This is a genomic window from Bacillus sp. SJZ110, from assembly GCF_006715455.1.
Taxonomy (GTDB): domain Bacteria; phylum Bacillota; class Bacilli; order Bacillales; family Bacillaceae; genus Bacillus; species Bacillus subtilis.
Genome location: NZ_VFNF01000002.1, coordinates 286848 through 299850 on the forward strand (window position 1 = coordinate 286848; position 13003 = coordinate 299850).

The window sequence follows — 13003 nt, forward strand, 5'->3', positions numbered from 1 at the left end:
CTGGTTCGGAATTGGGGGATGTATGATGGATGACAAACAATGGGAGCGTTTTTTAGTGCCGTACCGCCAGGCTGTCGAAGAGTTGAAAGTGAAGCTCAAGGGGATCCGTACACTATATGAATACGAGGACGACCATTCACCGATCGAATTTGTGACCGGACGCGTCAAGCCTGTGGCGAGCATACTTGAAAAAGCGAGACGGAAAAGCATACCGCTGCATGAAATTGAAACCATGCAGGACATTGCTGGCCTTAGAATCATGTGCCAATTTGTCGATGACATCCAAATCGTAAAAGAGATGCTTTTTGCCAGAAAAGATTTCACCGTTGTGGATCAGAGGGATTATATTGCGGAACATAAAGAGAGCGGATACCGATCATACCATCTTGTTGTGCTGTACCCTTTGCAGACGGTATCCGGAGAAAAGCATGTTCTCGTAGAAATACAGATCCGTACACTGGCGATGAATTTTTGGGCGACCATTGAGCATTCATTGAATTATAAATACAGCGGAAACATTCCTGAAAAAGTAAAACTAAGGCTTCAGCGCGCTTCTGAAGCGGCTTCCCGGCTTGATGAAGAGATGTCGGAGATCAGGGGTGAAGTACAGGAAGCTCAAGCTGCCTTTTCAAGAAAGAAAAAAGGAAGCGAGCAACAATAGGTAAAGGGGAAGAAGAGCATGAAATTTGCCGTATCATCAAAAGGAGATCAAGTTTCTGATACGCTGAAAAGCAAAATACAGGCGTATTTATTGGATTTTGATATGGAACTGGATGAAAATGAACCGGAAATCGTTATTTCAGTCGGAGGCGACGGAACGCTTTTGTATGCTTTTCACAGATACAGCGACCGCTTGGACAAAACAGCATTTGTCGGCGTTCACACAGGTCATCTGGGTTTTTATGCCGACTGGGTTCCTCATGAAATTGAAAAACTTGTTCTTGCCATCGCGAAAACGCCGTATCATACAGTCGAATATCCGCTTCTCGAAGTCATTGTGACCTATCACGAAAACGAGCGGGAAGAAAGATACTTAGCTTTAAATGAATGTACGATTAAAAGCATCGAAGGAAGCCTTGTTGCTGATGTGGAAATCAAAGGGCAGCTCTTTGAAACCTTCCGGGGCGACGGCCTCTGCCTGTCAACTCCATCAGGCAGCACAGCCTACAATAAGGCGCTGGGCGGAGCGATTATCCATCCGTCTATCAGGGCGATCCAGCTTGCGGAAATGGCTTCAATTAATAACCGCGTGTTCCGTACGGTGGGGTCACCTCTGCTTCTCCCATCCCATCATGATTGCATGATTAAGCCGAGAAACGAAGTTGACTTTCAAGTGACGATTGACCACTTAACCCTTCTCCATAAGGATGTAAAGTCGATCCGCTGCCAAGTTGCATCCGAAAAAGTGCGGTTTGCGAGATTCCGTCCGTTTCCATTTTGGAAAAGAGTCCAGGATTCGTTTATTGGAAAAGGTGAATAGAAAGAGGACATATCGTGGAGCATTTTTTTATCAGAAAGAACATTACTTCCGCTGAGGACGGGATGACTGTAAAGGAATATGCCAGTGAACTGGGAATTTCGAAACGTCTGCTGACCGATATTAAGTTTGGCGGGGGAGACCTGCAGATTAACGGTGAGCATGTGACGGTCAAATACGTTTTGAAAGAGGGAGATCTTCTTATCGTGAAGTTTCCTGAGGAGCAGGTGAGCGAGACGCTGTTGGCAGAGCCTGTTCCGCTCGATATCCTTTATGAGGATGAACATGTGCTTGTGATAAACAAGCAGCCGTATGTGTCATCAATCCCTTCGAGAGAGCACTCCTCCGGCAGCATTGCCAATGGAATTATTGATCATTATCAATCAACCGGAGTGAGGGCGACAGTTCATCTTGTCACCCGGTTAGACCGGGATACATCAGGTGTCATGCTTGTTGCCAAGCATCGATTTGCCCACTCCATTTTATCGTCTGCGCAAAAAAACGGCCTTGTGAAACGCCGGTATGCGGCAGTGGTTCACGGGCGGATGGCACAGATGGAGGGAACAGTCGATGCTCCGATTGGCAGACATCCTGACAGTATAATTGAACGGACGGTAACGCCAGACGGCCAGAAGGCTGTTACGCATTTTTACGTCACATGTGCAAATGACGATATGACCTCGGTGACGTTGCAGCTTGAGACTGGACGAACCCATCAAATTCGTGTTCATATGAGTTATCTCGGGCACCCGTTGTGCGGCGATACACTGTACGGCGGAACGAGACAGGAAATTGGCCGGCAGGCTCTGCACAGCGAGCATCTTTCGTTTATCCATCCGCTGACACAGGAGAACATGACGTTTCATGCTCCACTGCCTCAGGATATGAGAAAACTGATAAAAGGAGAGAATCATTGATTCTCTCCTTTTTTATATGGGGCGAAATCTTGATTCGTCGTAAGGCAGGGAGCTTGGAACAGAGACGGTTTCTATTTCTGGAAAGCGAAAGCCTGTCAGTTGATTTCCGAACACGCAGCCTGTATCAATGTTGATGGTGCGCTTGACCTTCCGAGGCTCTTTCACAGGTGTATGACCGTATACCACCCAAGCCTTTCCGTTATAGGCTGCCGCCCAATCACGTCTGACGGGTCTGCCGTCCGGATATGTTTCACCCGTCACGTCACCGTAAAGCACAAAGTCCTTCACTCTCCGGGTATATTTGCCGATATCGTCAGCTCTTATGCCAGCATGGGCGACAACTAATTCTCCATTATGTAAGATGTCGTAAAGCGGCGCTGTTTCGTACAGCTTCATAAACTGTTCGCTGACTGATTTTCTCTCATCTTTAGAAAGTTCCTCAAGCTCTGCCGCTGTAGTTTCGAGACCATGCATCACTTTTACCGGATTTCCTTTTAAGTAACGATATAATTTATTGCAATGGTTTCCCGGGACATAACGCACAGCGCCTTTTTCGTAAGCGCCGGCTACAAATCGGATGACCTCTATCGATTTGGGCCCTCTGTCAGTTAAATCTCCGGCAAAAACAAGCACCCTGCCTTCTTCATGGATAGGTACTCCATTTTTGATTGTATAGCCAAGCTTTTGGATTAATGCAGTCATTTCGTCATAGCAGCCATGAATATCGCTGATGATATCGTAAGCCATGCGGTATCCTCCTTACCGATTGTTTTATTTATTATGAAGCAAAGTGTTGTGAGTCATCACAAGCTTTTATGTGCAAATTATAGAAGAAGAATCATTTTCTAAACAGGATTAAGACCTTATCACTTTATTTTTCATCATCACCCTTGTTAAAATCGCGTTATGTTTTTTAAAAATGAGGTTTTGTTCTCTGAGTGAGAACTAGCATAACCCTGACTTAAAAAGGAGGTTCTGATTATGGCGCATACATCTGTCGCATCTTTAGTTGTTGTACTTATCGTTGCATTTTTGACACCCATCCTTTTGCATCGGTTTAAACTCAGCATCCCGGTTGTTGTTGCTGAAATCATTATGGGGCTGATAATTGGGAAAAGCGGCCTTAATTTAGTTGTGGAGGGTGACACCTGGCTCCAGACACTCTCTATGCTCGGATTTATCTTTTTAATGTTTTTAAGCGGGCTTGAAATTGATTTTTCGTCGTTTGAGAAAGGAAAGAAAAAGCAGTTCCTGCCGAATGGCAAGGAAGCGCCGAATACGTTTGCTGCGGCATCTGTTATTTTCGTCGGTATTTTTATTTTATCATTGCTCTTGTCCTATGGGTTCGTCTTGGCCGGATTTATCCAAAATGCATTTTTGATGACCCTGATTATTTCAACGATTTCATTAGGCGTTGTCGTTCCAACATTAAAAGAAGAACGGATCATGAATTCGAATATCGGGCAGATTATTTTGCTTGTTGCTGTTATTGCTGATTTGGCCACGATGATTCTTCTTGCTGTTTTTTCTTCTTTATACGGAGAGGACAGCGGAAACATGTGGCTCCTGATGATTCTGTTTGCGGCCGGAGTGGTGCTTTACTTTTTCGGCCGGGTCTTCAAACATCGCTCTTTTGTTCAATCCATGTCAAAAGGGACGATCCAGATCGGGACGCGTGCCATTTTTACGTTAATTATTGTACTCGTTGCCCTGTCTGAATCACTTGGGGCTGAAAATATTCTCGGCGCTTTCTTAGCGGGGGTTCTCGTTTCCCTGCTTTCGCCAAACAAAGAACTTGTTCAGCAGCTGGACTCATTTGGTTATGGGTTCTTAATACCGATTTTCTTTGTGATGGTCGGTGTGAAGCTTGATATTTGGACTCTTTTTCAGGATAAAACAATTTTAATCATGATTCCGCTCCTGCTGCTGGCGCTGTTAGTCAGCAAAATCATTCCTGTCATGTACTTAAAGAAGTGGTATGATAACCGAACCATTTTCGCGTCTGGTTTCCTGCTGACATCAACGCTTTCGCTCGTGATTGCCGCTGCAACAATCGGCCAGCAGCTTCACGTGATCAGTGCAAATATGTCAGGAGCGCTAATTTTAGTAGCCGTCATTGCAAGTATTTTTACGCCGATCTGTTTTAAAAAATTATACAAACGGGAAGAGCAGCCGGAGGAGAAAAAGACGATTACGTTCATTGGCGCCAATCAAATGACTTTGCCTGTTACACTTGAATTGCCAGAGGAAGAGTATGACGTGCGTGTTGTACACGTCTACCAAGAGAATGCGGAGGAAAAGCTGTCAGAATCAGTGTTTGCTGTTGAAACAATTTCTGACTATGAACACGAGACGCTTGAATCACTCGGCATTTTTGAAACGGATATCCTCGTTGTGGCGACAGGAAATGAAGATATGAATGCAGACATTGCATTACTTGCAAAAGAAAAAGGCACAGAAAGAGTCATTGCAAGCGTAGGATCACCGGAGCATGAAGCAGCCCTGAAGGAGCAGGGAATCAGCATCTTTTCTATTCTGCTGTCGACAAAAACGCTGCTTCGCGCACTGATTGAAGCGCCTGGCGTCATGAAGCTGCTCACGAACCAAGAGTCTTCGCTGTATCAAATTAATATGGAGAACAGTAAATATGATGGTGTCATTTTACGGGAATTCCCTTTAACAGGTGACGTCATCTTTGTCAGGATCTTCAGAGGTGTGGACAGCATCGTTCCTCATGGGGATACAAGGCTGAAACTTGGAGACCGTTTAATTGTCACCGGATCTCGGGGGTACGTAACGGATCTTAAGAAAACATTGGAAGGATAAATCTTGACCAAATAAGGATTCGTGTTAATATAGAGGTGCAGAACAATTCAATATGTATTCGTTTAACCACTAGGGGTGTCCTTCATAAGGGCTGAGATAAAAGTGTGACTTTTAGACCCTCATAACTTGAACAGGTTCAGACCTGCGTAGGGAAGTGGAGCGGTATTTGTGTTATTTTACTATGCCAATTCCAAACCACTTTTCCTTGCGGGAAAGTGGTTTTTTTATTTTCAGAGGGGGAATGATTTGTGAAGTTTTCAGAAGAATGCCGCAGTGCAGCCGCAGAATGGTGGGAGGGGAGCTTTGTCCATCCGTTCGTTCAAGGAATCGGTGACGGAACGCTTCCGATTGACCGTTTTAAATACTACGTACTTCAGGATTCCTATTATTTAACGCATTTTGCAAAGGTGCAGTCATTTGGCGCCGCTTATGCGAAGGACCTTTATACAACGGGGCGGATGGCAAGCCATGCCCAAGGTACATATGAGGCGGAAATGGCGCTTCATCGGGAGTTTGCCGAGCTGTTGGAAATCAGCGAGGAAGAGCGTAAGGCGTTTAAGCCGTCTCCTACTGCGTATTCTTATACATCCCATATGTACCGTTCGGTTTTGAGCGGGAATTTCGCAGAAATCTTAGCGGCCCTGCTGCCATGCTATTGGCTCTATTACGAGGTTGGTGAGAAATTGCTGCATTGTGATCCGGGGCATCCAATTTATCAGAAGTGGATTGGCACATATGGCGGTGATTGGTTTAGACAACAGGTCGAGGAGCAAATCAACCGCTTTGATGAGCTGGCGGAAAACAGCACGGAGGAAGTGCGTGCCAAGATGAAAGAGAATTTTGTCATCTCCAGCTACTATGAATATCAATTTTGGGGAATGGCCTATCGAAAAGAAGGCTGGTCTGACAGCGCCATAAAAGAGGTGGAGGAATGTGGAGCTTCACGCCATAACGGATGACAGCAAGCCGGTAGAAGAGCTAGCGAGAACCATCATTTCGATTCAGAATGAAGTTGATTTTATTCATATTCGGGAACGCTCAAAATCGGCGGCGGATATTTTGAAACTGCTCGAGCTTATTTTTGAAGGCGGTATAGATAAACGAAAGCTGGTGATGAACGGGCGCGTGGATATTGCACTTTTCTCTACTATTCACCGTGTGCAGCTGCCAAGCGGCAGCTTTTCACCGAAGCAGGTCAGAGCCAGATTTCCACACCTTCATATCGGGAGGTCGGTGCATTCACTGGAGGAAGCGGTTCAAGCAGAAAAGGAAGACGCGGACTACGTGCTGTTCGGCCATGTGTTTGAAACGGATTGCAAAAAGGGTCTTGAAGGCAGAGGAGTATCTTTGCTGTCAGATATCAAACAGCGGATTTCCATCCCGGTTATAGCCATCGGGGGGATGACGCCGGACAGGTTAAGCGACGTAAAACAAGCAGGGGCAGACGGCATCGCTGTTATGTCAGGAATTTTCTCTTCCGCTGAGCCCTTGGAAGCAGCCAGACGATATTCCCGCAAGCTAAAGGAGATGCGCTATGAAAAGGCATTATGAAGCAGTGGTGATTGGAGGAGGAATTATCGGTTCCGCGATTGCTTATTATTTGGCAAAGGAAAACAAAAGCACCGCATTGTTTGAAAGCGGAACAATGGGCGGCAGAACGACAAGTGCCGCTGCCGGAATGCTGGGCGCCCATGCCGAATGCGAGGAACGTGACGCGTTTTTTGATTTCGCCATGCACAGTCAGCGTCTGTACAAAGGTCTTGGAGAAGAGCTTTATGCATTATCCGGTGTGGATATCAGGCAGCATAACGGCGGTATGTTTAAGCTTGCATTTTCTGAAGAAGATGTGCTGCAGCTGAGACAGATGGACGATTTGGACTCTGTCAGCTGGTATTCAAAAGAAGAGGTGTTAGAAAAAGAGCCGTATGCGTCTGGTGACATCTTTGGTGCATCTTTTATTCAGGATGATGTGCATGTGGAGCCTTATTTTGTTTGCAAGGCATATGTGAAAGCAGCAAAAATGCTTGGGGCGGAGATTTTTGAGCATACGCCCGTCCTGCATGTCGAACGTGACGGTGAAGCCCTGTTCATCAAGACCCCTAGCGGAGACGTATGGGCTAATCATGTTGTCGTTGCCAGCGGGGTGTGGAGCGGAATGTTTTTTAAACAGCTTGGACTGAACAATGCTTTTCTCCCTGTAAAAGGGGAGTGCCTGTCCGTTTGGAATGATGATATCCCGTTGACAAAAACGCTTTACCATGATCACTGCTATATCGTACCGAGAAAAAGCGGAAGACTGGTTGTCGGCGCGACAATGAAGCCGGGGGACTGGAGTGAAACACCGGATCTTGGCGGATTGGAATCCGTTATGAAAAAAGCAAAAACGATGCTGCCGGCTATACAGAATATGAAGGTGGATCGTTTTTGGGCGGGACTCCGTCCGGGAACAAAGGATGGAAAACCGTACATCGGCAGACATCCTGAGGACAGCCGTATTTTATTTGCGGCTGGCCATTTCAGAAACGGGATCCTGCTTGCTCCCGCAACGGGCGCTTTGATCAGTGATCTCATCATGAATAAAGAGGTCAACCAAGACTGGCTGCACGCATTCCGAATTGATCGCAAGGAGGCGGTTCAGATATGATGCTACAGCTGAACGGTAAAGACGTGAAGTGGGAAAAAGACACAGGTACAATTCAAGACCTGCTGGCGTCGTATCAGCTTGAAAATAAAATCGTTATCGTGGAAAGAAATAAAGAAATAATCGGGAAAGAACGTTATCACGAGGTTGAGCTTTGTGATCGTGATGTCATTGAAATTGTCCATTTTGTAGGAGGCGGATGAGCATGTTAACAATTGGCGGAAAATCATTTCAATCAAGATTGCTGCTGGGCACGGGGAAATACCCATCGTTTGACATTCAAAAGGAAGCAGTAGCTGTTTCTGAGTCTGATATTTTAACATTTGCTGTAAGGAGAATGAACATCTTTGAAGCATCTCAGCCGAATTTTTTGGAACAGCTTGATTTATCCAAATATACGCTTTTGCCGAATACAGCGGGCGCCAGTACTGCTGAAGAAGCGGTTCGGATTGCAAGGCTGGCGAAAGCGTCAGGCCTTTGTGACATGATTAAAGTTGAAGTCATCGGATGCAGCCGTTCCTTGCTGCCTGACCCTGTTGAGACATTAAAAGCGTCTGAACAGCTTCTTGAAGAAGGCTTTATTGTGCTCCCGTACACGTCGGATGACGTTGTGCTGGCGATAAAGCTGGAAGAGCTCGGCGTTCATGCCATCATGCCGGGTGCATCTCCGATTGGATCAGGACAAGGAATCTTAAATCCTTTGAATCTGTCGTTTATTATTGAACAGGCGAAAGTGCCGGTCATCGTGGATGCGGGAATCGGCTCGCCTAAAGATGCGGCATACGCAATGGAGCTTGGAGCGGATGGCGTACTGCTCAATACGGCTGTATCTGGCGCTGACGATCCCGTGAAAATGGCTCGTGCCATGAAGCTCGCAGTGGAAGCAGGGCGCCTTTCTTATGAGGCGGGCCGAATCCCGCTTAAGCAATACGGAACGGCAAGCAGTCCGGGAGAAGGTCTTCCTGTATGACAGGCAGGTATTCAAGGCAGGAGCTGTTTGCTCCGATCGGCCCATCCGGCCAGAAAAAATTGAAAGAAGCGCGCGCCGTGATTATCGGCGCCGGCGCGCTCGGAACAGCCAGTGCAGAAATGCTGGTGAGAGCGGGAGTCGGCTCTGTGAAAATTGCCGACAGAGATTATGTTGAATGGAGCAACCTCCAGCGCCAACAGCTTTATACAGAAGATGATGTCAAAAAAGAAATGCCGAAAGCAGCCGCTGCGGAGCGCCGTCTCCGTTCGATTAACAGCGATGTTGATGTGACCGGCCTTGTCATGGATGTGACAGCAGAAAATATCTTCGAGCTGATTAGGGATGCATCAATTATAGTGGATGCGGCTGATAATTTTGAAACCCGCCTGATCGTAAATGATGCTGCGGTAAAGGAAGGGATTCCTTTTCTTTACGGTGCCTGTGTAGGGAGCTACGGCCTCACCTTTACCGTGGTGCCGGGTTCTACTCCTTGCCTGCATTGCTTGCTCGATACACTTCCGATTGGCGGAGCAACATGTGACACAGCCGGCATCATCAGTCCGGCTGTTTTGCAGGTAGCAGTCTTTCAGGTAACAGATGCACTGAAGCTGCTGACGGGAGAGGAGTGCGAGCCGGTGCTGCGCTCCTTTGATTTGTGGAAAAATGAGCGGTCAGAAGTGAGAGCGGCCAGTCTCAAACATGACGCATGCCCAAGCTGCGGCACAAAGGATTTTCCGTTTTTGTCATATGAAAATCAAACAAAAGCGGCTGTATTGTGCGGCAGGAACACGGTGCAGATCAGATCATCTATTACGAAAGAAGCGGATCTTGAAGCGCTTGCCGGTCAGCTGAGGCAGGCCGGGCTTGAAGTAGCTGCGAACCCGTATTTAATTTCCTGCCGCTCGGATGATATGAAAATGGTGCTGTTCCGGGACGGCAGAGCTTTGATCCATGGAACAAATGATATTGCCCGGGCAAAATCCATTTATCATAAATGGATCGGGTAATAAAAGGAGTGTAGTGTAATGAGTATATATAAAGCATTGACAATCGCCGGATCAGATTCAGGCGGCGGCGCAGGGATACAGGCTGATATTAAAACCTTTCAAGAGCTTGATGTATTCGGAATGTCTGCGATTACAGCGGTAACCGCTCAAAATACGCTTGGCGTTCATGGGGTGCATCCGCTGACTGTAGAGGCGTTGAGACAGCAAATTGACGCTGTTGCTGAGGATTTGAGACCGGATGCAGTCAAAACGGGAATGCTCTGGAATGCCGACATGATTGAAGAAGTGGCAAGAAAAATTGACGAGTACGGATTCAATCGTGTAATTGTTGATCCGGTTATGATCGCAAAGGGCGGGGCATCCTTGCTGCGTGATGAGTCAGTTGCCACCTTAAAGGAGTTGCTCATTCCAAGAAGCTACGCGATTACGCCGAATGTCCCGGAAGCAGAAACGCTGACAGGAATGACAATCAGCTCGCTGGATGACCGGAAAAAAGCAGCGGAGCAGCTCGTCAAGATGGGTGCGCAGCATGTCATTATCAAAGGCGGGCACCAGCCTGAGGACAATCACATTACTGACCTTCTTTTTGATGGCAGCATGTTTATGCAAATCACCCATCCTTATATCAATACGAAGCATACGCATGGCACAGGCTGCACCTTTGCTGCGGCTTTAACGGCCCAAACGGCTAAAGGAGACAGCATCCATCAGGCATTTGAGGTTGCGGCCAACTTTGTCCGTGAAGCGGTGGAAAATACGCTCGGCATCGGATCGGGACACGGGCCGACAAACCATTTCGCTTTTAAACGAAACAGCTTAAATACAAGCCGATGAGATCACCAGCTGATGGTGATCTCTTTTGCGTTTGCTACGGTATGCGCTTTTCATCTGGACAAGGTTATGATATGATAGGAATTAAGATCAGGTACTAATACTATGTCTTTATTAAATATAGGAGGCTTTATACATATGAATTTTTCACTTGAAGGCCGCAACATTGTTGTGATGGGGGTAGCCAACAAACGCAGCATCGCCTGGGGCATTGCGCGTTCTTTACATGAAGCGGGTGCACGTTTGATCTTCACATATGCAGGCGAACGCTTGGAGAAATCTGTTCATGAGCTTGCCGGAACGTTAGACCGCAACGATTCCATCATCCTTCCTTGCGATGTAACAAACGACGCAGAAATCGAAACTTGCTTCGCAAGCATTAAGGAGCAGGTCGGTGTAATCCACGGTATCGCGCATTGTATCGCGTTTGCCAACAAAGAAGAGCTTGTCGGCGAATACTTAAACACAAATCGTGATGGCTTCCTTTTGGCTCATAACATCAGCTCATATTCTCTGACTGCTGTTGTTAAAGCGGCACGTCCGATGATGACTGAAGGCGGAAGCATTGTCACTTTGACGTACCTTGGCGGAGAGCTTGTGATGCCAAACTACAACGTCATGGGTGTAGCGAAAGCTTCTCTTGATGCAAGTGTGAAATACTTAGCTGCTGACTTGGGAAAAGAAAATATCCGCGTTAACAGCATTTCTGCCGGTCCGATCAGAACATTATCTGCTAAAGGCATCAGCGATTTCAACTCCATTTTAAAAGATATCGAAGAGCGTGCGCCGCTTCGCCGCACGACAACACCTGAAGAAGTGGGCGATACAGCTGCGTTCTTATTCAGCGATATGTCCCGCGGGATTACAGGTGAAAATCTTCACGTTGATTCAGGTTTCCATATCACTGCCCGCTAAGCAGGATCTATATCAAGCAATCCCGAATAGGGATTGCTTTTTTATTTCTTCTGATTTTCAGCTTTCTGTCATATAGATAGAATATGACACAATCGGAGGGATGAAGATGTCTAATAAGAAAAGAAACGCGGATAAAAAACCGCTCATGTATATTGTTCAGCCGGATTATGCAGAAACCACAAGGTCATCCATGCAGGAGATTGTCATCAAAAGAAAGGCCGACAAACCCGCTCCTCCAAAAGCTGAGGAAAAGCCGGCTTACCATGAGAAGCAGCAGGAGGAAGTTGTGGCACAAGATGTCCTGCAAGCAGACCAAAAGCCTGCAGCCGAACCAGTGAGTCAGCAAACACAAGAGGTGAGGGAGCCAGAGAACATAAAGAACCAGCCGGAGGAGAAAGCAGAGCCGCAGGCCGTAGAAGAACCCGTCGAACACGAGCCCCCGAAAGCAGAAAAAAAGGAAGAGCCTTCACTTGAGGCCCGGAAGCCTGAAAAAGAACCGGAAGCTGTCCATAGTGCTGATAAAGCGGAGGAAAAAGCACCGCCGGCACGAAAAGTGAAAAAACCGATGAGCAAGATGACGATCCACGAAAAAATTGATTTTTTAACAAAGCTGCCTCATAACATGCCGAGAGCGCTTTGTTTGATTGAAGCCAATGGAAGAACGTACAGGGGCGTGATTGTCGGAAGAAGAAATGATTCTGTCCTGCTTCGAACAACCGGAAACGGAGCCCCAACCGAGCTGGCAATCGATGATATTACCTCTCTGCACCCGCTCGGTTTTTAACGAAAAAGAAAAAAGCTGCCCGGCTGATGTTGCCGGACAGCTTTTTTTACATAGAGAAAAGCCTGCAGGCCTGCAAGCTTTTCCAGCTTATGATTAATGATGATGTGTACGATTGATTAATCGAGGATTTAAGCAGTTGATTGCGCAGAAGCAGTCTAAGTCAACTTCAATACAGTAGTTCGTTTTTTCGAGTCGGAACACTTCACACACCGTATCTTTATCGGTGAAGTCCAAAATGTGTTTGTGTTCGTCAAATGCGATTAATAATGACAGTGTTGCGCAGCTTCCATGCACTCTTTCGACCCTGAAAAATACTGTATTAAAGCAAGGGCCGTTATCGAGTTCGCCGACATTTCCGAAGGCGACTAATGGCGTTGATTTTGATGTAAATATTGCAAAAGGCACTGTGTCGCCTAACGAATGGCTTACAGATAAAAGCTTAGAGTGGCAGCCGGTCGGGCAGTCTTCTTCAACAGCGTTTTGCAGATCTTCAATATTTTCTACAGCTTCACGCACGCAGCTTGATGTTTTCTGGCTCATATTATCCCTCCTGCCTTATAAATTTGAGACTGGCGAAATGATGGAGAGTCAGCTGCCTCACGCTGGAAGCAGCTGAATGATTTGCACCTGTAATA

Annotated in this window: 15 protein-coding genes and 1 riboswitch; of the genes, 13 read left to right on the top strand and 2 right to left on the bottom strand. The window is 46.7% G+C overall.

All coding sequences use genetic code 11. The features are described 5' to 3' along the window. The first annotated feature begins 25 nt into the window (after nucleotides 1-25). From yjbM to FB592_RS07010, 3 genes are read left to right on the top strand one after another with little or no spacing between them, the layout of a single operon-like run. A complete protein-coding gene (yjbM, locus tag FB592_RS07000; RefSeq protein ID WP_003245294.1) occupies nucleotides 26-661 on the top strand; it encodes a GTP diphosphokinase in 636 nt (211 codons plus the stop codon). An 18-nt stretch (nucleotides 662-679) separates the two neighbouring features. Further along, nucleotides 680-1480 carry an NAD kinase gene (locus FB592_RS07005; protein ID WP_003232918.1) on the top strand — a complete coding sequence of 267 codons (801 nt, stop codon included), beginning with the start codon at nucleotides 680-682 and terminating at the stop codon, nucleotides 1478-1480. A 14-nt stretch (nucleotides 1481-1494) separates the two neighbouring features. Then, nucleotides 1495-2394, top strand: a complete 900-nt coding sequence (locus FB592_RS07010) for an RluA family pseudouridine synthase (RefSeq protein ID WP_175291444.1) — start codon at nucleotides 1495-1497, stop codon at nucleotides 2392-2394. A 12-nt stretch (nucleotides 2395-2406) separates the two neighbouring features. Here FB592_RS07010 and prpE read toward each other — a convergent pair whose 3' ends face one another. Beyond that, nucleotides 2407-3141 carry a bis(5'-nucleosyl)-tetraphosphatase PrpE gene (gene prpE / locus FB592_RS07015; protein WP_032725412.1) on the bottom strand — a complete coding sequence of 245 codons (735 nt, stop codon included), beginning with the start codon at nucleotides 3139-3141 and terminating at the stop codon, nucleotides 2407-2409. Nucleotides 3142-3375: 234 nt separating this feature from the next. Here prpE and FB592_RS07020 point away from each other — a divergent pair, with 234 nt between their 5' ends. From FB592_RS07020 to cotO, 10 genes are all read left to right on the top strand, one after another. Beyond that, the gene (locus FB592_RS07020) at nucleotides 3376-5220 is read left to right on the top strand and encodes a monovalent cation:proton antiporter family protein (protein WP_015715673.1); all 1845 of its coding nucleotides are present in this window, start codon (nucleotides 3376-3378) and stop codon (nucleotides 5218-5220) included. A gap of 61 nt (nucleotides 5221-5281) precedes the next feature. Next, nucleotides 5282-5390, top strand: a riboswitch (TPP riboswitch). Between the two features lie 78 nt (nucleotides 5391-5468). Beyond that, complete coding sequence (tenA, locus tag FB592_RS07025) at nucleotides 5469-6179, top strand: thiaminase II (protein WP_003232909.1); 711 nt, start codon at nucleotides 5469-5471, stop codon at nucleotides 6177-6179. After that, nucleotides 6154-6771, top strand: coding sequence for a thiazole tautomerase TenI (tenI, locus tag FB592_RS07030; protein WP_072173819.1), 618 nt, complete (start codon nucleotides 6154-6156; stop codon nucleotides 6769-6771). Before tenA ends, tenI begins: the two co-directional genes overlap by 26 nt. Next, on the top strand, nucleotides 6755-7864 hold the full coding sequence (gene thiO, locus FB592_RS07035) for a glycine oxidase ThiO (protein WP_015715675.1): 1110 nt from the start codon (nucleotides 6755-6757) through the stop codon (nucleotides 7862-7864). Before tenI ends, thiO begins: the two co-directional genes overlap by 17 nt. Beyond that, on the top strand, nucleotides 7864-8064 hold the full coding sequence (gene thiS / locus FB592_RS07040) for a sulfur carrier protein ThiS (protein WP_072173897.1): 201 nt from the start codon (nucleotides 7864-7866) through the stop codon (nucleotides 8062-8064). Before thiO ends, thiS begins: the two co-directional genes overlap by 1 nt. Next, on the top strand, nucleotides 8061-8831 hold the full coding sequence (thiG, locus tag FB592_RS07045; RefSeq protein ID WP_141949403.1) for a thiazole synthase: 771 nt from the start codon (nucleotides 8061-8063) through the stop codon (nucleotides 8829-8831). The genes thiS and thiG overlap by 4 nt, the downstream gene beginning before the upstream one ends. Continuing rightward, nucleotides 8828-9838 (top strand): thiazole biosynthesis adenylyltransferase ThiF, encoded by a 1011-nt coding sequence (gene thiF, locus FB592_RS07050; RefSeq protein WP_033883575.1) that lies wholly within the window; start codon nucleotides 8828-8830, stop codon nucleotides 9836-9838. Before thiG ends, thiF begins: the two co-directional genes overlap by 4 nt. Before the next feature lie 18 nt (nucleotides 9839-9856). Continuing rightward, nucleotides 9857-10672: a bifunctional hydroxymethylpyrimidine kinase/phosphomethylpyrimidine kinase gene (gene thiD / locus FB592_RS07055; protein WP_014479462.1), complete on the top strand. Its 816-nt coding sequence runs from the start codon at nucleotides 9857-9859 to the stop codon at nucleotides 10670-10672. Between the two features lie 135 nt (nucleotides 10673-10807). Then, the gene (gene fabI / locus FB592_RS07060) at nucleotides 10808-11584 is read left to right on the top strand and encodes an enoyl-ACP reductase FabI (protein ID WP_003232896.1); all 777 of its coding nucleotides are present in this window, start codon (nucleotides 10808-10810) and stop codon (nucleotides 11582-11584) included. 100 nt (nucleotides 11585-11684) lie between these two features. Continuing rightward, entirely contained in the window at nucleotides 11685-12368 is a 684-nt protein-coding gene (cotO, locus tag FB592_RS07065; RefSeq protein ID WP_134991579.1) for a spore coat protein CotO, read from the top strand. Nucleotides 12369-12461: 93 nt separating this feature from the next. On the opposite strand, the gene cotZ is transcribed toward cotO, so the two are convergent. Continuing rightward, nucleotides 12462-12908: a spore coat protein CotZ gene (cotZ, locus tag FB592_RS07070; RefSeq protein ID WP_003244982.1), complete on the bottom strand. Its 447-nt coding sequence runs from the start codon at nucleotides 12906-12908 to the stop codon at nucleotides 12462-12464. Nucleotides 12909-13003: the final 95 nt, after the last annotated feature.